This window comes from Desulfonatronum parangueonense, assembly GCF_054656975.1.
Map to the genome: position 1 here is coordinate 2,135,733 of NZ_BAAHXH010000003.1, position 22,470 is coordinate 2,158,202.

Here is a 22,470-nt window from a genome sequence, read left to right on the forward strand (position 1 = left end):
GATGCAACCTGATTCTTCGTGTCCTTCGTGCTCTTCGTGGTGGAATCTGTGTAACGTTCGAAACTGCTCTACCGTCAGAATTGCCGCTTTCTTCTGAGCCAAACGACAGACAGCGAACCCTTGACCTCTACGCCATAGGACATCCGCATGCTGGACAAGGAAATTCTGGATGATTTCGTCGCCGAAACATCCGAGTTGCTGGACGAGGTCGAACCGCAACTGATCGAACTGGCGCAAAGCACGGATCTGCGCTGCGTCGACGCGGAGACCCTGAACGCCGTCTTCCGCCTGTTCCACACCATGAAAGGCGGGGCAAGCTTTCTCGGGTTGAACGAGATCAGCTCCCTCACCCACGAGGCCGAAACCCTGCTGGACCTGTTCCGCAAGGGCAAGGCTTCCATGGAAGGCGAGCATGTGCAGGTCCTCTGCGAATCCATAGACTACATCCGCGTTTTGCTGGCCGCAATCATGGAAAACCATGTCGATGCCGACGCCGACGCCGAAAGCAGGGGTGAATCCATCAAAGGCCGCCTGCATGACCTGATCTCCCTTCTGACCAGGACACCCTGCCGTGCAAAAACCGCGGCTGATGAGCAACCCATCATTATTGACCTGGGGGACGAACCGGACATTCCCTCCGCCAGACCCAGGCAAGGCCCACCGGACGCCATGCCCGGACCGCTCACGGCGCCACTCCAGGCACATGACCGGGAAGAAACGGCCGCGGCACCCCACGCCGCGGCTCAACCGGACATCGGCCCGGCACATCGTCTATCTTTCGTCCAGGAGGCCGAGGAATTCCTGGAAACGGCCGAGCTGGCCCTGCTGGCCCTGGAGAAATCAACGGATAAAGCAGGCGGAGAGGACATGGCCGCGGCCTTTCGCGCCCTGCACAGCCTGAAAGGCAATTGCGGCTTCATGGGTTTCGCGGACATGGAACGGCTGACCCATCGCATGGAAAACGCCTTGGCCGCCATTCGCGGCGGCGTCATCGAGCCGACCCACGGCAAGATCGGCCTGTTGCTGAAGATGCTGGACGTGCTCAAAGCCGGGATCAATGGAATTGCCCAAGGCGGGACCGGGGAAATTGCAAACCATGAGCTGTACCTGGATCTGCTGGACGACACCATGGCCGTGCCGCTGGACGGTTCGCCGGATGGCTCTCCGGATGGCTCGCCGGATGACTCTCCGGATGCTGCCGTGACGTCTCCGATTCGGTCCCTGAAAAATTCCCCTGACACGTCCCTGGATGCTCCTTCGAAAACTCCCCTGGATTTTTCCTCGGATTCGGCTTTGGACGCCCCTTCGAGCCAGGAAAGGGCTCCGGATGCGATTCCGAAAGCCGTTCCAGCCATGACGGATTCCACCGATTCCCAATCCGCATCGCGGACTTCCACTCAAGGCATTCCGGCCAAGGTTCCCGCCCGTCAGGACATCCGGGTGGATATCCAGAAGCTGGACGCCCTGATCAACCTCGTGGGCGAACTGGTCATCGCCGAGGCCATGGTCACCCGGCATCCCGTGGTCATGCATACGGAGAGCGAGAGCCTGGAACGGGCCACGCATATGCTCCGCCGTGTTTCCAGGGATCTGCAGGACGTGATCATGTCCGCGCGGATGATTCCCCTGGCCGGAACGTTCCGCAAAATGATCCGCCTGGTCCACGACCTGGCCCAGAAATCCGGCAAAATAATCCGCCTGCAGCTTCTCGGCGAGGAAACAGAAGTGGACAAGACCTTGATCGAACAGATCGCCGATCCTCTGGTACACATTATCCGCAATGCGGCGGATCACGGCATTGAGCCGCCGGAGTCGCGCCGGTCCCATGGCAAGCCGGAGGAGGCGACCATCACCCTCGAAGGCCGGCATGAGGGTGGGGAAGTCTGGATCCTGATCAGTGACGACGGCCGCGGCCTGGATCGGGAGCGGATTCTGGCCAAGGCCAAAGAGAACGGCCTTGCAGGGGAAGAGGCCCAGGGTTGGGGTGACGAGCGGGTTTACCGCCTGATCTTCGAGCCCGGCTTTTCCACGGCCGACCAGGTCACGGATGTTTCCGGACGGGGCGTCGGCATGGACGTGGTCAAAAGGAATATCGAAAAACTCAAGGGCAAGATCGACATCCGCAGCCGTCCAGGCCAGGGCAGCACCTTCATCCTGCGCATTCCCCTGACCCTGGCCATCATCGACGGCATGCTGGTCCGGGTGGGAACGGCACGCTACACCATCCCCCTCCAGGCCATCCGGGAATCCGTGCGCCCGGAACCATCCTGGATCATCACCACCCCGGACGGGCTGGAAAGCGTCCGCATCCGCGACGATTTCCACCCTGTTCTGCGTCTGCATGAACGCTTTCGCAAGGAACCGGACAGCCGAAATCTGATGGACGGGATTTTGATTCTGGTGGAGTGCGACCGGGAGATCATCGCCCTGTTCGCGGACGAGATTCTCGGCCAGCAGGAAACCGTGATCAAGGGCCTCTCGGGACTGCTGGGCCGATCCACGGGCATTTCCGGCTGCACCATCCTCGGCGACGGGGAAATCAGCCTGATTCTGGACATCCCCGGCCTGGTCAAGGATCGGCCCCGGAGTGGAGAATAACAATACGTCACTGGCAGGACCGCATGGGCGGACACCCGATGAACACCCCCCTAACGTGATGGAGCGATGTCATGACTTTTCACCTCAGTTACCGCATCAAGCTTGGCTTGGCTATTTTCATCCCCATAGCCTTTTTCGTGATCCAGTCCTGGCAGTCCGTCTTCTCCACCCTGAAAAACCGGGAAATCCTCCTGGAGATGCACAGCAATATTTCATTCCTGGGTTCCGCCTCGGCGCTGGTCCGCGAAGTCCAGACCGAGCGGGGCGTATCCGTGCTGGCGCTTGCCGGAGGCGCGGATCGCGGGGATGTCCTGGCACAGCGCTCCCAGACCGACACGGCTGTTGCAAGATTCCAGGAGCTTGCCCGGGAAGCCGGCATTGCCAGTGACGCGCCCCGGGCCGCGGAACGGATCATCGCTGAACTACGCAGCGCCAGACGCGGTTTTGACGCCTCCCAGGAATCTGGACAAATTATCGAGAGTTACACGTCCATCATCCGGGACGCCTTGCAACTGGCCGGCGAAACCGCTGAAGCCCGGACCGCCCGGGGGCTCGGCAAACGGATGACCAGCCTGATGCTCGTGGAGGAGGCCAGGGAGAACGCCGGGCTGTTGCGGGCTGCCCTGGGTCGGAGCGTGACCGCCCCGGAGGACGTGGATCAGGACATGCGAACCCTCGTGGCCAGACTGGTCTATTCAGTGGAGGCCAACATGCAGAGCCCGGCCCTGGCCCTGGCCAGAGAAGCAGCGGTGGGCCTGGATGATGCGCGTGACGGAGAATCCTGGATGGAAATCACGACCATGGCCGCGGCCCTGATCGACGGTGAGCAGGAGTTCGCGATGACCCACCGCCAGACTTACGACCTGGCTACCCGCCACATCGAAGCCCTGGGCCGGGTCATCGACCTGGAACAGGAGGCGATCATGCGCCAGGCGACCCGGTTTGTCGATCAGAGCAGTCGGGATTTCACCACGACCTTGGCCCTGCTGGCCCTGGCCGTTCTCGCGTCGGTTGCTCTGGGACTGTTCGTCCTGCGGGCCATCAGCATGTCCTTGCGAAGGATGAGTGCCATCTGCGGCGACATGGCCGCCGGGGATTTGAGCAAGACCATGGACGTCCAGGGCACGGACGACATTGCCAGGACAGCGATGGAGCTGAACCGGCTGATTGCCAGTCTGCGGGAGAAGCAGCGCATTGCCGAGCGGATCGCCGAGGGAGACTTCACATCCGAGGTTGCCGTGCTTTCGGAACGTGACGCCCTGGGGCTGGCCATGGAAAAGATGGTCCGCCAGATGAGCGAGTCCCTGGCCGCCGTGCATGAGGCAGCCCAGCAGGTTGGAGCCGGGTCGACCCAGATCGCCGCGGCCAGTCAGTCCCTTTCCGAAGGAGCCACCGAGTCCGCGGCCAGCCTGGAGCAGATCACCTCCTCCATGGCCGAAATCGACTCCCAGGCCACCCTGACCGCGGAGAATGCCCAGCAGGCCAATCAACTGGCCACCTCCGCCCGGGATTCCGCGGCCAAAGGCAGCTCCAGGATGAGCGACATGGTCTCGGCCATGGCCGAAATCAATGCCTCCAGCCAGCAGATCGCCAAGATCATCAAGACCATTGACGACATTGCCTTCCAGACCAATCTGCTGGCCCTGAACGCGGCGGTGGAAGCGGCCCGGGCAGGGAGTCACGGCAAGGGCTTTGCCGTGGTGGCCGAGGAAGTCCGCAATCTGGCGGCCCGCAGCGCCAGAGCGGCCCGGGAAACCGCGGAGCTGATCGAGGCCTCCCGGAACAAGGTGGACAATGGCGCGGTGCTGGCCAACCTGACCGCGGAAGTGCTGAACGAAATCGTCCAGGGCGTAACCAAGGCGGCGGACATCGTCGGCGAAATCGCCGCGGCCAGCAAGGAGCAATCCTTCGGCGTGTCCCAGATCAACCAGGGCCTGGAGCAGATCGACATCGTGACCCAGCAGAATTCCGCACATGCCGAGCAGACTGCTTCCAGCGCGCAACAACTCTCCGCCCAGGCTCTTGAGCTTCAGGACATGCTGGCCCACTTCCGGCTGGGCGATCACGTCGCGCTTCCAGCCTCCCGTGCGATTCGGCCGCCGGCCTTGCCCCAGTCCCGAGGCGGCTCGGCTTTCGATGCCCGGTCACGGGACATGGCGACCCGGCGATCCCTGCAATCGGGCCACTCGGGCATGATCGATCCGGGAGTGGAGATCAAGCTGGACGACGAGGAGTTCGGGAAGTTCTAGCCGCACCGTGTCTCTTCAGCAGTAACTACTCAGCACTTTTCATGATCAGACACGGAATGTTCGGGCTTGTCTCGATTTTTCGGCCTCGCCTGTCTGACTGAGCCAGGATTCGTTCATCGAACCATTGCCAAACGCCTGAAGCACCATTTCGAGTTTATTCGAGCAATGGTTCGATGTTACGAAGCCGGTGAAGGAGTTGCGAGGCCGAAAAATCGAGACAAGCCCGAACGAAGCTGAACAGTTACCTTCAGCAAACCCTTGCGAGAGAGGAAACGGTCCGGCTGAGCAGCAACGCCGCAACCACGACACCGGAGGTGGGGCCATCATGGGAGCCTTTGATATTTCCCGCGACACCATGGACGAGAATGAAGACACATTGTCTCATCGCTATTTGACCTTTCACATCGGGCATGAGGATTACGGGATCGAAATACGCTATGTGACCGAGATCGTGGGTCTGCAGAAGATCACCGAGGTGCCGGACATGCCGGAGTTCGTCCGCGGCGTGATCAATCTCCGCGGCCAGGTCATCCCGGTTCTGGACATTCGGCTGCGCTTCAAGATGCCGCCCCGGGACTACGACGAACGAACGTGCGTCATCGTGGTGAACATCAACGGAAGCGTGTTCGGACTGATCGTGGACACGGTCCAGGAGGTCCGGGAAATCCCTCCCGGCAGCGTCTCCCCGCCCCCGAGCCTGGCTCCGACCGCGAACAGCCGGTATATTCTGGGGATGGGCAAGGTCGGCGAGACAGTCAAGATCCTGTTGGATGTGAGCAGATTGCTGCGTGACGATGAGCTGGCAGCCATGGCGGAGTAGGCTGTACTGCTGGAGAACGGCCCATGCACACCATTCAAATCCACCACCGCTTTCTGCCTCCCGGTCATCTCTGCGTCCCTCTTGAACCGACCCGGCTGGCCGTTGTGGCGGCCTCCGGGGTGGCGGTGACGCTGTTTGACCCGGAGTCCGGCCGTGGCGGAATGGGGCATTACCTGCTTCCGGTTCGCGAAAACGGAGTATCCAATGCCATGTTTGCGGCGCCGGCCATCGTGGCCCTGGCCCGGATGCTCTTGGACCTGGGCTCCCGTCCTGAAGCCATGGAAGCCCAGATCTACGGCGGCGCCGAGCGGGTGGAGGCCGTGGGCTTCCAACCCGAGCTTGCGGAACGGAACGTGCGGGTCGGCGAAGAAGTGCTTTTGAGGCTGGGAATTCCTCTGGTCGGCAAGGATGTCGGCGGCAACAGGGCGCGCAAGGTGATCTTCCATTCCGCTACGGGCGAAACCGTCGTTGCCAAGGTGGAGCGGGTTCGCGCAACGGACTGGTATCCGGACCACCGCCGTTGGGCAGACACTGCGCAGGGCGGACGGGAATGAAGGCGAACCACGAGCACCCCGAATCGCGCGTTTCGCGAAAAGGCCATCCTCCCTGCCTGGAGTTGCGCGAAGAGGATTTCCGCTTCATCAGCGACCTGATCCGGTCCCGGTTCGGGATCAACCTGACCGACCAGAAGCGTTCGTTGTTGATCGGACGGTTGCAGGGCCTGCTGCGACACATGGGTCTTCCGGATTTCCGGGCCTATCGTCGGCACCTGGAATCCAGCGGCTGCGACCAGACCCTCGGCGAACTGGTCAACCGCATTGCCACCAATCACACCTTCTTTTTTCGAGAGGCGGATCATTTCACGTTTCTGCGTGAAACCATCCTCCCGCATCTGAAGGCCAGGGGAGATCAAAATGGAAACCGGGATCTGAGAATCTGGTGCGCCGCGGCCTCCACCGGAGAAGAGCCCTATTCGATCCTGATCACCATGCTCGATTATTTCGGGCCCGAGTACCCGCGATGGGATGCCGGACTGCTGGCCACGGACATTTCCGCCAGAGCCCTGGAAAAGGCCAGGCTGGGCATCTACCCCGCGGAGCAGGCAAAAAACATTCCCCGTCATATCCTGCGCAAGTATTTTGTCCGCCGTCAGGACGGCGGCCTGCAGGTCGCGAGCCCGTTGCGCCGCGAGATCACTTTTCGGCGGTTCAACCTGATGAACGAGCGTTTTCCCTTTCGCCAACCCTTTGACCTGATCTTTTGCCGCAACGTGATGATCTATTTCGACCTGTCCGCGCGACAGGCGTTGCTCCGGCGGTTCGCCCGGTTCCTTGAGCCGGGCGGTTATCTGCTGATCGGCCACTCCGAAACCATCGGCCGGACCAATCCGGACTTCGCCTACATCCAGCCGGCAGTCTATCGGAGAAAGGAATGAAGAATAGAAAAATTCGCACCCTGATCGTGGACGACTCGGCCCTGGTGCGGGAAATACTGCGTCAGGGCCTGGCCGAAGACCCTGCGATCGAAGTGGTCGGGGCCGCGGTCGATCCTTTTCAGGCCCGGGACATGATCATTCAACTCCGCCCCGATGTCCTGACCCTGGACGTGGAGATGCCGAGAATGGACGGCGTGTCCTTCCTGCGCAAGCTGATGCCCCAGTATCCCTTGCCCGTGGTCATGGTCAGCGCCCTGACCGAACAGGGCAAGCAAATCACCATGGACGCCCTGGAAGCCGGGGCCGTGGATTTCGTGGCCAAACCCAAGGCCGATATCGCCCGCGGACTCAATGCCATGATGGCCGAACTGCGGGCCAAGGTGAAAGTCGCCGCCGGGGCCAATGTCAGCCAATGGAAACAAGGCCGACCGGAACGGCCCGCACCCCGCATCGTCGCGCACAGCCTGAGCGAATCAACGGACAAGGTGGTGGCCATCGGCGCTTCCACCGGCGGAACCGAAGCCATTCGCGAAATCGTGTCGCGACTGCCGGCCGCCTTTCCCGGGACGGTCGTTGTGCAGCACATGCCGGAGGGATTCACCCGCACCTTTGCCGAACGTTTGAACGCGTTGAGCGCCATGGAGGTCCGGGAAGCCAGAAGCGGAGATCGCATCATGCCGGGGCGGGTCCTGGTGGCCCCCGGCGGCAGCCATCTGCGGATCCGGCGATCCGGGGGCATCTATCTGGCCGACGTATCGTCTGGTCCGGCCATCAACCGGCACTGCCCCTCGGTGGAAGCCTTGTTCGATTCGGTAGCCGAATTTGTCGGCTCCAACGCCGTGGGCGTGGTACTCACCGGCATGGGCGCCGACGGCGCTGACGCCCTGCTGCGAATGCGCCGGGCCGGAGCGCGCTGTTTCGCCCAGGACGAGCGAACATCCGTGGTCTTCGGCATGCCCCGGGAGGCCCATCTCCGGGGCGGGGCGGAACGCCTCGTACCCATTGAGGACATGGCCGAAACCATCATCGCAGCCCTTGCGGGACGCGACGGCCGGACAGGCTCGTAACACCGCCTCCTCCGCGGACCGGCTCTTGACCTCTCACCCGCGCCGAGGCAGGCTGAAGAACCCCCTGCTTCCACCTGCGCGCCACCCGGACCCGGACAAAGGAGCCTCCATGCTGCACTTACCCGTAGGCATCAACACCTTCGACTCCATCCGTACCGACGGTTTCGTCTATGTGGACAAAACCTTGCACGTTCACCAACTGGTCCTCAAACCGGGCCGCTATTTTCTTTCCCGGCCCCGACGCTTCGGAAAGTCCCTGTTTTTAGACACCCTCAAGCAACTGTTCGAAGCCAATGAGCCGCTCTTTCGGGGGCTGTACATCCACGACAAATGGGACTGGGAAACGGTTCATCCGGTGATCAAGATCGATTTCGGCGGAGGCAGTCTCCGAAATCGGGAAGAGCTGGACCGGCGCATTGGACTCATCTTGCGGGACAACGCCCGCCTGCTGGGCATCAAGGAAGACCCAGGCCAGGACATTCCCGGCAGTTTCGGGCATCTGATCAGCCAAGCCCATATTCAGACCGGCCGCCGGGCTGTGGTCCTGATCGACGAGTACGACAAGCCCATCCTCGACAATCTGGGAAATCCCGATGTCGCGCGGGAAATGCGCAAGGGGCTGCGCAACCTGTACTCCATGATGAAACCCCAGGACGCCCACATCCAGTGCATCTTCATGACCGGGGTCAGCAAATTCTCCAAGGTCAGTCTGTTCAGTGATCTGAACAATCTGGATGACCTGACCATTGATCCGCGCTATGCAACCATCTGTGGCTACACTCAACAGGAGTTGGAAAACAGTTTTGCCGACCATCTGGCCGACGTGGACCTGGAACAATTCCGCAGGTGGTATAACGGCTATCAATGGCTGGGCGAACCGGTCTACAATCCCTTTGACGTGCTGCTTTTTCTGCAAAAGGGCAAGGTCTACCGCAGCTACTGGTTCGAGACCGGCAGTCCGAGCTTTCTGATCAAGGTCTTCCAGCAGAAACGGTACTTTTTGCCGAACCTGGAGCAGATCGAAGTAGGCGAGGAAATCCTGAACTCCTTTGACGTGGACACCCTCACCCCCGAAACACTGCTCTTCCAGGCCGGGTACCTGACCATCGCCGAGAGCTTTAGCCGTCGGCAAAGGATTTTGTACCTGCTGCGCATCCCGAACATGGAAGTGCGCCTGGCGTTAAGCGATGCTCTGATCACCGGCTATACGCGGATCGACGCCCCCAAATTCTCCATGCAGGAGGAACTCTATCAAGCCCTCGTCTCGACCGACACCGTCAATGATCTCTCGGCCCTGGCCGGGATCATCCACCGCCTCTTTGCGGCCATCCCCTACCGCAACGTCACCAACACCGACCTGCTGGATTGCGAGGGCTACTACGCCTCGGTGCTCTACGCATTTTTCTCCTCCCTGAACGCCCGAATCATCCCCGAGGACATCACCAACCAGGGCCAGGCGGACCTGACCGTGATTCTGGAAAACAGAGTCTTTGTCATGGAAATAAAGCACGTGTCACAGTCAAAAATCCAGGGCAATCCGGCTCTGGAGCAAATCCAGGCCAAGGGCTACAGCGAGAAATACCGAGGCCAATCCGGGATGACCGTCCATGAGCTTGGCTTGGTCTTCAGTCGGGCCGAAAGGAATTTGATCGCGCTGGATGGGCGGCGGGTCGGATAATTTTGGAGAAAGAAGGCCCCGCTTCTGTACCAACTCAATGCTGTGCACGAAAAAAGGGGTCACGATTTGCATCGTAACCCCTTGATTTCACTGGTCGGGGCGAGACGATTTGAACGTCCGACCCCCTGCTCCCAAGGCAGGTGCGCTGCCAAACTGCGCTACGCCCCGAAACCTCAGAAATTAACTCATAATGTCATAACAAGCAAGTTTTTTCCGAAAATCGAAACAAAAAAACGCAAGTAACTACTCAGCAAACCAATGCTGTTGTCGGGTTTCGCTCGGAATCGGGGTCGGTATCGGGATCGGGATCGGGATCGAAGCCATGTGGAAGGGCACTCCATTGTTTTCGAAATCGATTCCGACCCCGACCCCGATTCCGATTACCGGAGAAAGAACGTGTGCTGAATAGTTACAGACGCAAAAACGCATCTATAAAATTCCCTGATCGGACCGTGGACATCTCAATTCTTTTGCGACTCAGAAGTCGATGCCCCGCAGGGCGGCCTGACCCTGGTTGTACGGGTGCTTGAGGACCACCAGTTCCGTGACCAGGTCCGCCTGGTCGCGCAGCCAGTCGGGTAGCCCCCGGCCGGTCAGGACCAGGTGAATTTCCCTGGCTTTCGCGACGTCCAGCAGGGATTGCGCCTCTTGCTGCTCGATGAGTCCTGCGCCCAGCGCGTAGAGCATTTCATCCAGCACCAGGATTTGAATCGGTTCCGCAAGTCGGCCCTCGGCCCATTTCAAGGTCGCGTGTGCAGCATCGCGGTGGCGGGAATAATCCCGCTGATCCCGCATGAAGCCTAATCCGCCGACATGGTAATCCTCCCCCAGCATGGTGACCAGGACGGACTGCTCCCCGGCAACCCCTCCCCGCTTCATGAACTGGGCGCAGGCCACGCGCATGCCGTGGCCCATTGCCCGCATGATCTGCCCCATGGCCGCCGAGGTCTTGCCTTTGCCGTCACCGGTGTAGACAACGATCATGTCGTGCCCTCCAAAGAAATCGACTCCATGCCCCTTCCCTCCGCCTTCCGGCCGCAGTTTCGGCACCCCCCTTTGTCCAACGCCAGGTTTCGGACACCAAATCCGGAACGGCGAAGTAGCGTCGCACCGCATTCGTGGCAATCGGTCTGCTCCCCGGCGACTCCGGTAATATTGCCCACATAGACATGATGCAAGCCGGCCTGCTTGCCGATTTCCCAGGCCTTGCGCAGGGTTTGCGGCGGAGTCGGAGGTCGGTCGTTCATGGCGTGATCCGGACGAAACCGCGACAAATGCCACGGCACCTCCGGCCCAAGCTCACCCTGAATAAACTCCGCCATGGCTCGTAGTTCGCCGGGATCGTCGTTCAGGCCGGGAATGACCAGAGTGGTCACCTCCAGCCACCAGCCCAGATTGTGGATGGTCTTCAGGTTGTCCAGGACCGGTTTCAGGCCGGCGCCGCAAATATTCTTGTAGAAGTCTTCCGTGAAGGCCTTCAGGTCGATGTTCGCGGCATCAATGAGCGGCCCCCAGACCTCCAGACATTCCTTGGTCTGGAAGCCGTTGGAGACGATGATGTTCTGCAACCCTCTCTCATGGGACTTGGCGGCGACGTCCACAACCAGCTCAAAGAAGATCGTCGGCTCCGAATAGGTATAGGAAATGCTTGATGCCGCGGCGCGGACGGCCGCGTCCACGACCTCCCCGGCCGTGACGCGCTCGCCCCTGACGGCTTTGCCCTGCCGCGGCGGCTGGGACAGGCTGAAATTCTGGCAAAAGGAACAGGAGAGGTTGCAGCCCATGGTCCCCAGGGACAGTGTCGTTGTGCCCGGATAAAAATGGTACAGCGGCTTTTTTTCCACGGGATCCAGATGCAACGCCGCCACCTTGTCGCGCACCAGAGTGTACAAAACGCCTTCGCGGTTTTCCCGCACACCGCAAAGCCCGCGTCCTGCATCGGGAATGACGCAAAAATGCGAGCACAACCGGCAATGGACCTTGCTGTCTTTCAACGGCTTCCAAAGCATGGCTTTGTCATCTATTGGCGAGTCCATACGACCTCCTTGCTGAAACTTATTGGTTCGGCTTGCCATGTACTTCCGGATGCTTCAAACCACCCTGTTTTTTTCGCAAATCTCCCGGACACCCTGGAACAGGCAGGACAACCTCCGGAGAGATCCACATCGGCCCGAAGATCACGGCATGGGGTTGCTCCCTCTCAGGGGGCGGAACGACATGGAAGATCCGATCTCCGGTTCCGGGATTTCTGTCCATGTAAATCCTGCCTTCCTGAGCTCCGGATGGACCGATTCGGATCACGGTGTCATTGGATCTCATACCCGGGCCGATGTATACGCCGCCCTCTGTCTGGACGGAAACAATACCCGCGGTCTGCCCCGCCCACACGGATCCCGTAAACAAATGGCCGGGAAGGCACAGGGCAACCAGCAAAGAAAGGAGATGCGGCCACAATCGATGGCAACTATTCCTGAACCTTTCTTCAAAACCTGCTCCCTCTGTCTTTTGAAAACGCACTTCCATTTCTCGGCTCATGATTTTCCTTGAGTTGGCGGAGTATTGAGGTTATAAAGATTATTGATTCATGACCATTACTTCAAGGAGCCACAGTTCCATGTCCCACCGTTCAAAAGCCTATCAGCAGGCAGGCGTCGACATCGAGGCCGGCAATCAACTTGTCTCCCGGATCAAGAAAGCCATCGCTTCCACGCATATCAAAGGCGTGGTTTCCGATATCGGCGGCTTCGGCGGGCTGTTCAAACCCGACATGAACCAGTTCAATGATCCTGTCCTTGTCGCATCCACGGACGGAGTGGGTACCAAGCTCAAATTGGCCTGTGCCTTTCAACGTCATGAAACTATAGGTATTGATCTGGTGGCCATGAATGTCAACGACATTCTCGTCCAGGGCGCCAAGCCGATGTTCTTTCTCGACTATTTCGCCACGGGAAAATTGAACCTGGAACAGGCGGAACAGGTGGTTTCCGGCATCGCGGCGGGCTGCAAAGAGGCCGGATGTGCCCTGCTTGGCGGCGAAACAGCGGAAATGCCGGATTTCTATGCTCCCGGCGAGTATGATTTGGCCGGTTTTTGCGTCGGGATCGTCGAGAATACAAAGATCATTGACGGCTCCGGATCCTCTTCCGGCGACCAGATCATTGGCTTGGCTTCGTCGGGCTTTCATTCCAACGGGTACTCCCTGGTCCGCAAGGCGCTGGCCGAATCCGGACTGCAGGGCCAGGACACGTTTCCCGGCACACAGCGCAGCGTGGCCGACGTCCTCCTCAGTCCGACCAAAATCTACGTCAAGCCCGTGCTCAACCTGCTGCGCGACCTGCCCATCAAGGGCATGGTTCACGTTACCGGGGGCGGCTTCTACGACAACATCCCCCGCATCATTCCCCGCCAGCTGCTCGCGTCCATCCAGTTCGGCTCCTGGCCCGTGGCCCAGGACTTCCTCTGGGTCAAACAGACGGCGCGGCTTTCCTGGGAGGAAATGCACCAGATCTTCAACGTCGGCATCGGGTTTCTCCTGATCGTGGCCAAGGAACACGCCGAGGAGATCATCTCCCGCCTCAATGCCCAGAATTATGAAGCCTGGCAGATCGGCGAACTCCGCGAACGCAACGGCAGCACCGGGGAGCAGGTCCAGATCGTCTTCTGAGCCCTGCTGAAGATTGACACGTGGAGCCCACGGAGGCTCCACGAAAAATGGCTCACCAGGAAGAAAAGTAACTGCTCTAAAAGGGCGGGCGATGAAATTTCCTGTGCAAGTTTTCCCACTTGCGCTGCGTTTCGTGATCCAATTCATGGAGGCAAGCTCCAGCCGGAACTTGGTCATCAATGCGTTACTCCGTTGCCGCACTGGGGTGCGGCGCTCCCAGCATGTACCCCCTTGATTGCCACAAGCTATTGAAGCAGTTATAAAAAAAGGAACTGCTCAGGACACTTCTACTCTGTGCCTTCCTCCGGTAATCGGTATCGGGGGCGAAAAAACTGGAATGCTCTTCCACATGCTTCGCTTTCGATACCGATACCGATACCGATACCGATACCGACCCCGATTTCGATACCAAAAATCGGCAATTGTATCGTTGTCGAATAGTCAAGAAGATAAACGGCTTGGTGGAACAGCTGCTTAACGTTCCGCCAGATATGGATTGAAGTACCCGAAACGAATCCATGGGGCTTGCCGTTTCACCTCGTTCATGAACGTATGCAGTCCCAGGGCTTCCTCCCTGATGTCCGGGTACAGTCCCAGATACAGTTCCGGATCGAGATTCATGTTGCGCAACTGGATGAAGTCCACCTTTTCGGTTTGGACCAGTTCCGTGAGCGCCTCCAGCTCAGGCCGTGTATCATTGATTCCGGGAAAGAAAAGATAGTTCAGGGAAACGAACATCCCGGTCTGTTTGGCCTGACGGATGCTTTCCCGCACGTCGGAGAACGCGTAGCCTTTGGGTCGATAATACCGCTGGTACGCTTCATCCATTGCACTGTTCAGGCTGACCCTGATCGATGAGACTCCGGCCTTGGCAAGCAGGGGAATCGTCTTCGGCAAACTGGCGTTGGTGTTCACATTGACGGTACCCGCGCCTCCACTCTTCCGAAACCCCTGCACCGCCTCGGCGATCAGGTCGGCTTCGGTCAGCGGCTCCCCTTCACACCCCTGCCCGAAAGAAAATATGGCCTTGGGCTCACGCCGGCCATGGCGCTGCATAACCTGGATGACTTCCCCGGGGGTCGGACGAAATCCGATCCGGTTCTGGGTCGCCGGAAATCCCGAATCGCGGGGCTGCAGGGAAAGACATCCCAGACAGCGGGCATTGCAGGTCCTCGATGTGGGCAGAGGCGCCTCATACCGACCCAGGGCCAGATTGCGCGCCGCGGGGCAGGATGAAACCAGCGCGCAATTGGCGAGATGGCGCACCAGGCGATTGCCGGGGAAAGTCTTCAGCCACTGCTTCGCACCGGCGTGAATCCGCTGCGAAGCGATTCCGGAGAACTGCTGCCGAGGATCCTGATCCACCTTATTCGCGCAAACCCAGAAGCGATCCCGGGCAAAGCCCACGGCGCCATAGGCGAACAGCGGCAACACCGGCGCCCCCGCTTCCGCCGCATAGGCGCAGACAGCGCTCAGGGTATGGCCGGGGCTAACGAAGGCCGCCACGGCGGTTTGATCCGAAACCTGGACATCTTGCCGGTCATTGTCCCAGCCCATGGCTTTTCTTCCCGGCAAAAGAAACAGCTCGCACTCCTGCGGTAGCGGAATCAGTTCCTCGGGTCGTGGCTGACGGATCTCCAAGCCGCCGCGGCAGGTCATGCCCAGCCTGGGATGATCGAAAATTCGCCCACGCTGGTCAGCATAGACCATGCGTGGTTCAATAGTCCTGGACAAAGCGGTTCCTCCATTACAAAAAAAGAACGTAACTATTCAGAACATCCGGTGGTTGGCCATTCACCTGCACTGGATTCCGGCGTTCGCCGGAAAGACTTGTCGCTTCAAGCCGTTCTGCATAAGTCATAACATCCAACGCCGGCGCTATTGCTAACCTGGTTGTAACTATTCAATTCATCCGGAGGGTGGTCATTCATCTGCACTGGATTCCGGCTTTCGCCGGAATGACTTATCGTGGCAAGCTGCATCTATACAGTCATACCGGCGAACGCCGGTATCCAGATCTTTTTCGCGGATTTTGCTGAATAGTTACAAAAGAACGACCCATCAATATAATGCCGTGTGCCGGGTTTGCATCAAGAATGGGGGTCGGGGTCGGCATCGGTATCGGCATCGGGGTCGGTATCGGGGTCGGCATCGGCATCGAGATGGGTCGTGGGATCGCTATCGGGATCGACATTAAATAAAGCCATGTGGGGACATCCATATTTTGCCGCCGCCACGACCTCGTTTGCGATACCGATACCGATTGTCGGAAAAAAGAGCATTTCAGGTGCGCTGAGAAGTTCCGACAAAATGAACATCCCGGATGCCTGATCGATAGGCCATCACCGGCCAGACTGGCAACCTTTGCATTGCCCTGGCTTCGCCAGGGGATTCCGCTGAAATTCCCGTTCCGAGTGTCTTTATCATCCGGAAATGATTACTGTTCAGGACATTATGTTGAATTATGGTAACTACTCAGCTCATCCGAGAAAATTAGACTGGATACCGGCCTTCGCCGGTATGACTTAACTTGGAAAGGACATGGTATGATACGTCATTCCGGCGAAAGCCGGAATCCAGTTCTGGCGAGTGACCACAGAGTATGTGTTGACTAGTTACGAATTATCTTGAATACCATTTTTCTGCACTGGATTCCGGCTTTCGCCGGAATGACTTGTCGCAGCAAGCCGTGTCACATCAGCCATACCGGTGAACGCTCCTATCCAGATCTTCTTCTCGAATTTTGTTGAATAGATACCCGGAGATTTTGAAAACACGAGCCGATATGGTTGACCTGAGTCTTTTCGTTGCTCAGAATAGCCGCAAAAAACATCGGCAACTCCGCGCCGAGCCCATGGCGCGGCTCGCCATGCTGGATCTGCATTGCAAACGGGTTGCCGATCTATGCAACGGATTCGGCCGTCAGTGAACTGTCTGTGCGCGGGAAAACCGCGCCAAGATACCGTGACGTTGTTTCTGACCACATCAAGCCGACCACTGTTAAACCAGGGAGGAACAATGACCGGTGTGAAGCCGAAGGCTGCTATTTTCGATCTGGGGGGCGTGCTCACCAGCACGGACCATCTCCACGCCAAAGCCTGGGAAGAAACCCTTAATCCTTTTCTGGAATCCAACGCCGAAAAAGAAGGTCGTCCCTTCCGCCCCTTTGATCCCCAGGGCGACTACAAGAACCACCTCGAACGCAGACCGGCCTTTGAAGGAGCCTTGAGTTTCTTCAAGTCCCGGAACATCGAGCCTCCCTACGGCAGGCCGGATGACAAGGCGGAAGATCAGACCATTCATGGGCTCGGTCGGCGCAAGAACGACCTGTTCCTGGAGTTGCTGAACACTCACGGCCCAAAAGTCATCGACGCTTCCGTTGAGCTGTTGAAATCGCTCAAGAACGAAGGCTTTCTGATCGGAATCATCTCCTCCAGCCTGAACTGCGACTGCATACTCAAACTCGCCGGACTTGAGGGATTGTACGACGTCCGCATGGACGAGGAAATGCTTCAGGAGCAGAACCTCAAGGAGAAACCGCAACCGGACATGATGCTTGCGGCGGCCCGGGCCATGGGGTGCTACCCGGGCGAATGCCTCGTTGTGGATGATACGCTGGCCGGGGTTCGGGCCGGACGGGCCGGAAACTTCGGAATGATCATCGGCCTGGCCACCAATGGCGACGGGGAGATGTTCCGCCAGTTCGGGGCCGATCTGGTACTTGGCGACCTCACTGAGACGTGTCCCGAAGACATCCGCAAATGGTTCGAGCAGGACCTGCAAAACGACGGCTGGAAACATTCCTATACCGGCCTGGATCGTGGTGACGAGAAACTGCGCGAAACGCTGACCACCGTAGGCAACGGCTACATGGGGGTCCGCGGCTGTTTCGAGGGCGAGCGGGCCTCTTTTTATCATTATCCCGGCACCTATCTGGCCGGCATCTTCAACCGGGTTCCGAGCATGGTGCACGGTCGCGAAATTTTCAACAATGATTTCGTGAACTGCCCGAACTGGCTGCCCGTGGAGTTCAAGATCGGCAACAGCAAGTATCTCAGCCCGTTGCAGATGGAACTGCTCAGCTACAAGCAGGAGCTGGATTTGCGCCGGGGCGTGCTGTACCGGACCATGATCTGTCGCGACGTCCATGGCCTGATCACCCGCATCCAGTCCAGCCGACTGGCCAGCATGGCCGAACCGAACCTTTGCGCGTTGCGCTATGAACTGACGCCGATCAATTATTCCGCGCCCATCACCATGCGCGTCAGTCTGGACGGCAACGTCGAAAACACCAACGTGCCCAGGTATTCCCAGCTGACGTCGAAACACCTGGAGCTGATCCACTCCGGCAAGACCTCCGACGGGCTGAGCCTGCGGGTCAAGACCAGCGCATCCGGATATCAGATTCATATGGAAGCGCGTACCCGGCTCCTGGAGGACAACAAGAAACTCACTCCTGAGCGCTCCATTTTCAAGATCGATGCGGAAATCGGTGAGGAACTCCGGTTTCAGGCCCTTGAAAACCGGACCTATGCCCTGGAAAAAACCGTCGCCGTCTACACGTCGCTGGACGGCGTGCAGGATCTGAGCAGTGCCGCATCCACGCTGCTCGACAAGCACACGTCCTTCGGCAAGATTCTGAGCGCCCATGAGCGGGCCTGGGCCGCGCTCTGGGACAAGGCGGACATCCGGATCCAGGGAGACCGTTTCGTGCAGCGCACCGTCAGACTGCACATCTACCACCTGCTGGTCACGGCTTCCCCCCACAATCGCCGGCTGTTCACCGGCATGCCGGCCCGGGGGCTGCACGGCGAAGCCTACCGCGGACACATCTTCTGGGATGAAATCTACATCCTGCCTTTTTTCGATCTGCACTTCCCGGAAATATCGCGCTCCCTGCTTCTCTATCGCTATCACCGCCTGAATGGAGCGCGGGAATATGCCCGCAGCTACGGCTTCAAGGGCGCCATGTATCCCTGGCAGACCGCCGACGGAGGCGACGAGGAAACCCAGGAAATCCATTACAATCCCGCGGGAAAGACCTGGGATCCGGACTTGAGTCGCAGGCAGCGCCATGTGTCCATTGCCATCTTCGCCAATGTCTGGAGGTATGTGGAACTGGCCAAGGATGAACAGTTTCTGCGGGATTACGGCGCGGAAATGCTTCTGGAGATCGCCCGCTTCTGGGCCGATATCGCCACCCATGATCCTGCAACCGGAAAATATCATATTGAAGGAGTGATGGGCCCGGACGAGTTCCACGAGGAACTCCCCGGCAGTGATGAGCCCGGCCTCAAGGACAATGCCTACACCAACGTGATGGTGGTCTGGCTCCTGGAACAGGCCTTGAAACTTGTGAACCGTCTCCCTGGCGCAACCCTGAAAAAGCTTCAGGATCAGATCGACTTCAGGATCGAGGAAACCGAGAAGTGGCGAGACATGATCGGGAAACTCAACGTCTTGATGACTCCGGAAGGAATCATCCACCAGTTCGACGGCTACATGGACCTGGACGAGCTTGACTGGGATGCCTATCGGCGGCGGTACTACGACATCCACCGCATGGACCGCATTCTCAAGGCCGAAGGCGACAGTCCGGACCATTACAAAGTCGCCAAGCAGGCCGACGTACTGATGATGTACTACCTGCTGGAACCGGACGAGGTGGCCCACATCCTGCGTGAACTCGGCCACGAGGTGGATGATCCGCGGGAATTGCTACAAAAAAACTACGACTACTATGAACCGAGAACCAGCCATGGCTCAACCCTGAGCAAGGTGGTCCATGCCGTGGTTTCCTACTACATCCATTCCGATGCCGGCACGTGGCGCTGGTTTGTGGAAGCGATGAAAAGCGACGTCTACGATACCCAGGGCGGCACCACGAAGGAAGGCATTCATACAGGAGTGATGGCCGCCACCCTGGATATCATCCTCCGCTGCTTCGCCGGGCTCCACCTGGGAGGTCCGCATCCGGTCATCCAGCCCAGATTGCCGGAACACTGGCAGAAACTGACCTTCCGTTTTCAGCTTCGACGGACCTGGTACGATGTTGAACTCGAACACGGCCGGGCGCGGGTGTCCATTTCCGGACGCGAGGGTGAGGAAAGGGTCGTTCAGGTTGGCGAGAAGACGTTGCATCTCCTTCCCGGCAGATGTTCCGAAACCACCTTGCTGGACGATCCCATGCCCATGGATTGGAGCATTTCCGTATGAGCAGATTCATCCAGGATAAAATTTCGATTGCCGACTCCGGAGCGACCATGGTTCACCGGCAAGACTCCGGAAAAAAGACCATGGTTCTCGATCCGCGGACCGAGAACATTTTTCTGGTGGGGTTGCGCGGCAGCGGCAAGTCCACCCTGGGCAAGCTACTGGCCCAGCGCCTGGGCCTGACCTTCGTGGACACCGATGAAATGGTCACCCGGAAAGCCGGCCGCACCATTGCTGACATTGTTGCATCCGAAGGTTGGGAAGCCTTTCGGCGCCTTGAATCCGCTGTCTTGCAAGAAGTTTGTCATGAGAAAGGACAGGTTATCGCCACAGGCGGCGGTATCGTCCTTGATCCGGACAATCTGAAACGAATTCAGCAGTCCGGCACGACCTTCTACCTGATGGCCAAGATCCCGACACTGCTCCAGCGTTTGGCATCATCCGCCGCCCAGCAGGATCGCCCCCCCCTGTCCGACCTGCCGCTGGAACAGGAACTTACGCAATGCAATATCCAGCGTGGCCCGCTCTACATGTGCGCGGCCACGCACATCCTGCACGCCGACGACGCACTTGAGCAATCCCTGGCAGACGCCCTGGAAAAACTCGGCATTCCTGATTCGCCGGATTCAAAGTGAGAACGTTGAACCACTTCGCGTGTGCCGGACGCCAAACTCGGCCATTGACAAATTTGGCGACAAAATGCCTCCGTGCAATGCCCGAGTTCACAAAATTGTATCAATGGTCGTAATTTTTCAGCAAATAACCAGTAACTGCTCGCAACTACTCAGCACATTTTTAGCACATTTGTGTCCGCTCTTGTTCCGGCAACGGCATTACCTTGTGCTGAGTAGTTACAACAGCTCAAAAGCGTGCGGCAATCAGCAGGTGGAATCCAGGGGGCGCCGCACCCCAGTGCGGCAACGGCGGGACGCACTCAGACAAAGTTCCGGCTGGAGCACGGCTCCAGTAGCTGGGTCACAAAACTCCGTGCCGGTGGAAATCATTGCACAGGAAAGATCATCGCCCAACCTTTTTGAACAGTTACATTTCAATTCTTTCTCAGTAACGACTCAGCAGCATTCCTCACTGCAATCAAACAGGTCCCGCTTTGCCGTGATTTTTCGGCAGACCTGTTGACTTGACCAGAATTTGTTCATCGAAGCATTGCCGGACTCTTGTAGCACATCTGCGTTGGCCTTAATCTTGAATGTCAGGCTCTCGACACGCCACTCTAACATCTGGAGGTTTCAATGATCGATTCGCCCGTGTTTAATTGTCGGAATGCCGACGACGTGATGAAGGCGGTTCGCGAATACAATGTCAGTTTTGTTCAATTTTGGTTTGTGGATGTCATTGGAACGCTGAAAAGCTTCCAGATAACCATCAGCGAGCTGGAGGGAGCCTTTGATGAAGGGATGGGGTTTGACGGATCGTCTATCCTGGGTTTCGCCAGAATCCATGAAAGCGATATGGTCGCCATCCCGGACCCGACTACGTTTCAACTTGTTCCCTGGCGGCCGATGGACCGCCCCGTGGCCAGGATGTTCTGCGACATCAAGAATCCGGACGGAACACCCTATGTCGCCGACAGCCGGTATGTGCTGAAACGGATTTTGAGCAAAGCCGCGGAAAAAGGGTACACGTTCTATGTCGGCCCGGAACTGGAGTTCTTCCTCTTTGAATCATCGAAGCAGCCCGCCATCATTGATCATGGAGGCTATTTTGATGCTCCGCCCCTCGATCTGGGCAATGATGTCCGCCGGGACATCATTTTCGCTTTGAACAGGATGGGAATCACGGTGGAGTATAGTCACCACGAGGTTGCCCCCAGCCAGCACGAGATCGACCTGCGCTACGCCGAGGCCCTGCAAATGGCCGACATCGCGGTGACCTACAAGGTTGTTTGCAAGGAAATTTCCCGTCGGCACGGATGCTACGCGTCCTTCATGCCCAAACCCATTTTCGGCCAGAACGGCAGCGGCATGCACACGCACCAGTCACTGTTCAAGAACGGCCGGAACGTCTTTTACGACGCCAATGACGCGCATTTTCTCAGCGCGGAATGCAAAAGCTACATCGCCGGACTTCTCAAACACGCTCCGGAATTCTGCGCCGTCACCAACCAGTGGGTCAATTCCTACAAACGCCTGGTGCCGGGATATGAAGCTCCTGTCTATCTGGCCTGGGCCCGTCGCAATCGCTCGTCCCTGGTGCGGGTTCCGCTGTACAAACCGGGCAAGGAAGTGGCCACCCGCGTGGAACTGCGCTCTCCTGACCCGGCCTGCAATCCCTACCTGGCCTTCGCCGTGATGCTCGCCGCCGGCCTCAAGGGCATGGAGGAAGGATACAAGCTGCCGGATCCGGTGGAAGAGGACATTTTTGAAATGACCACCTCGGAGCGATCCGCTCATCAGATTGATGCGCTGCCGGGCAGCCTCGGGGAGGCAGTGGCGGTGATGGAACAAAGCTCCCTGCTCAAGGAGGCTTTGGGTGAACATATCTTTTCCAAATTCATCGAAAACAAAAAGAAGGAGTGGGACGATTATCGGATTCAGGTCACCCAGTATGAGCTTGATCGCTATTTGCCATTCCTCTGATTTCGGCCTCCCTCCAAATGTGAAAACGCCCCGGTTCCAACTGGAACCGGGGCGTTTTTGATGTAACTGCTCAAAAAGGTCGGGCGTGAGGTTTGCCGTGAAGGAGTGTCGCCGGGCTGGAGTTTCGTGATTCAGTTCCTGGGGCCACG

Annotated in this window: 16 protein-coding genes and 1 tRNA gene; 11 read left to right on the forward strand and 6 right to left on the reverse strand. The window is 58.5% G+C overall.

The genetic code is table 11. The features are described from left to right. Window positions 1–147 precede the first annotated feature (147 nt). The 7 genes from ACYQ15_RS09820 to ACYQ15_RS09850 all read left to right on the forward strand — a co-directional run bounded on the left by ACYQ15_RS09820 (window position 148) and on the right by ACYQ15_RS09850 (window position 9,847). Entirely contained in the window at window positions 148–2,598 is a 2,451-nt protein-coding gene (locus ACYQ15_RS09820; RefSeq protein ID WP_459937334.1) for a chemotaxis protein CheA, read from the forward strand. Between the two features lie 71 nt (window positions 2,599–2,669). Then, complete coding sequence (locus tag ACYQ15_RS09825) at window positions 2,670–4,847, forward strand: methyl-accepting chemotaxis protein (protein ID WP_459937335.1); 2,178 nt, start codon at window positions 2,670–2,672, stop codon at window positions 4,845–4,847. A 325-nt stretch (window positions 4,848–5,172) separates the two neighbouring features. Then, window positions 5,173–5,667: a chemotaxis protein CheW gene (locus ACYQ15_RS09830; protein WP_459937336.1), complete on the forward strand. Its 495-nt coding sequence runs from the start codon at window positions 5,173–5,175 to the stop codon at window positions 5,665–5,667. A 23-nt stretch (window positions 5,668–5,690) separates the two neighbouring features. Further along, on the forward strand, window positions 5,691–6,221 hold the full coding sequence (locus tag ACYQ15_RS09835) for a chemotaxis protein CheD (RefSeq protein WP_459937337.1): 531 nt from the start codon (window positions 5,691–5,693) through the stop codon (window positions 6,219–6,221). Next, entirely contained in the window at window positions 6,218–7,102 is an 885-nt protein-coding gene (locus ACYQ15_RS09840) for a CheR family methyltransferase (RefSeq protein ID WP_459937338.1), read from the forward strand. Before ACYQ15_RS09835 ends, ACYQ15_RS09840 begins: the two co-directional genes overlap by 4 nt. Then, window positions 7,099–8,169 (forward strand): protein-glutamate methylesterase/protein-glutamine glutaminase, encoded by a 1,071-nt coding sequence (locus ACYQ15_RS09845; RefSeq protein WP_459937339.1) that lies wholly within the window; start codon window positions 7,099–7,101, stop codon window positions 8,167–8,169. Before ACYQ15_RS09840 ends, ACYQ15_RS09845 begins: the two co-directional genes overlap by 4 nt. Before the next feature lie 109 nt (window positions 8,170–8,278). Then, a complete protein-coding gene (locus ACYQ15_RS09850; RefSeq protein ID WP_459937340.1) occupies window positions 8,279–9,847 on the forward strand; it encodes an ATP-binding protein in 1,569 nt (522 codons plus the stop codon). 91 nt (window positions 9,848–9,938) lie between these two features. Here ACYQ15_RS09850 and ACYQ15_RS09855 read toward each other — a convergent pair. The 4 genes from ACYQ15_RS09855 to ACYQ15_RS09870 all read right to left on the reverse strand — a co-directional run bounded on the left by ACYQ15_RS09855 (window position 9,939) and on the right by ACYQ15_RS09870 (window position 12,103). After that, window positions 9,939–10,015, reverse strand: a tRNA-Pro gene (locus tag ACYQ15_RS09855). Window positions 10,016–10,324: 309 nt separating this feature from the next. Next, complete coding sequence (locus tag ACYQ15_RS09860; protein WP_459937341.1) at window positions 10,325–10,831, reverse strand: cob(I)yrinic acid a,c-diamide adenosyltransferase; 507 nt, start codon at window positions 10,829–10,831, stop codon at window positions 10,325–10,327. Then, window positions 10,828–11,883 (reverse strand): AmmeMemoRadiSam system radical SAM enzyme, encoded by a 1,056-nt coding sequence (amrS, locus tag ACYQ15_RS09865; RefSeq protein WP_459937342.1) that lies wholly within the window; start codon window positions 11,881–11,883, stop codon window positions 10,828–10,830. The genes ACYQ15_RS09860 and amrS overlap by 4 nt, the downstream gene beginning before the upstream one ends. A 19-nt stretch (window positions 11,884–11,902) precedes the next feature. Further along, complete coding sequence (locus tag ACYQ15_RS09870) at window positions 11,903–12,103, reverse strand: hypothetical protein (RefSeq protein WP_459937343.1); 201 nt, start codon at window positions 12,101–12,103, stop codon at window positions 11,903–11,905. A gap of 358 nt (window positions 12,104–12,461) precedes the next feature. Between ACYQ15_RS09870 and purM the strand changes: the two genes are divergently transcribed. After that, the gene (gene purM / locus ACYQ15_RS09875) at window positions 12,462–13,511 is read left to right on the forward strand and encodes a phosphoribosylformylglycinamidine cyclo-ligase (RefSeq protein ID WP_459937344.1); all 1,050 of its coding nucleotides are present in this window, start codon (window positions 12,462–12,464) and stop codon (window positions 13,509–13,511) included. A 474-nt stretch (window positions 13,512–13,985) separates the two neighbouring features. On the opposite strand, the gene ACYQ15_RS09880 is transcribed toward purM, so the two are convergent. Continuing rightward, window positions 13,986–15,221, reverse strand: a complete 1,236-nt coding sequence (locus ACYQ15_RS09880; RefSeq protein WP_459939569.1) for a radical SAM family protein — start codon at window positions 15,219–15,221, stop codon at window positions 13,986–13,988. Window positions 15,222–15,601: 380 nt separating this feature from the next. Then, the gene (locus ACYQ15_RS09885; RefSeq protein WP_459937345.1) at window positions 15,602–15,820 is read right to left on the reverse strand and encodes a hypothetical protein; all 219 of its coding nucleotides are present in this window, start codon (window positions 15,818–15,820) and stop codon (window positions 15,602–15,604) included. Window positions 15,821–16,529: 709 nt separating this feature from the next. On the opposite strand from ACYQ15_RS09885, the gene ACYQ15_RS09890 reads away from it, so the two are divergent. The 3 genes from ACYQ15_RS09890 to ACYQ15_RS09900 all read left to right on the forward strand — a co-directional run bounded on the left by ACYQ15_RS09890 (window position 16,530) and on the right by ACYQ15_RS09900 (window position 22,321). Then, complete coding sequence (locus tag ACYQ15_RS09890; protein ID WP_459937346.1) at window positions 16,530–19,727, forward strand: HAD-IA family hydrolase; 3,198 nt, start codon at window positions 16,530–16,532, stop codon at window positions 19,725–19,727. Further along, window positions 19,724–20,359 (forward strand): shikimate kinase AroL, encoded by a 636-nt coding sequence (gene aroL / locus ACYQ15_RS09895; RefSeq protein WP_459937347.1) that lies wholly within the window; start codon window positions 19,724–19,726, stop codon window positions 20,357–20,359. The genes ACYQ15_RS09890 and aroL overlap by 4 nt, the downstream gene beginning before the upstream one ends. A 615-nt stretch (window positions 20,360–20,974) precedes the next feature. Then, a complete protein-coding gene (locus ACYQ15_RS09900; RefSeq protein WP_459937348.1) occupies window positions 20,975–22,321 on the forward strand; it encodes a glutamine synthetase family protein in 1,347 nt (448 codons plus the stop codon). Window positions 22,322–22,470: the final 149 nt, after the last annotated feature.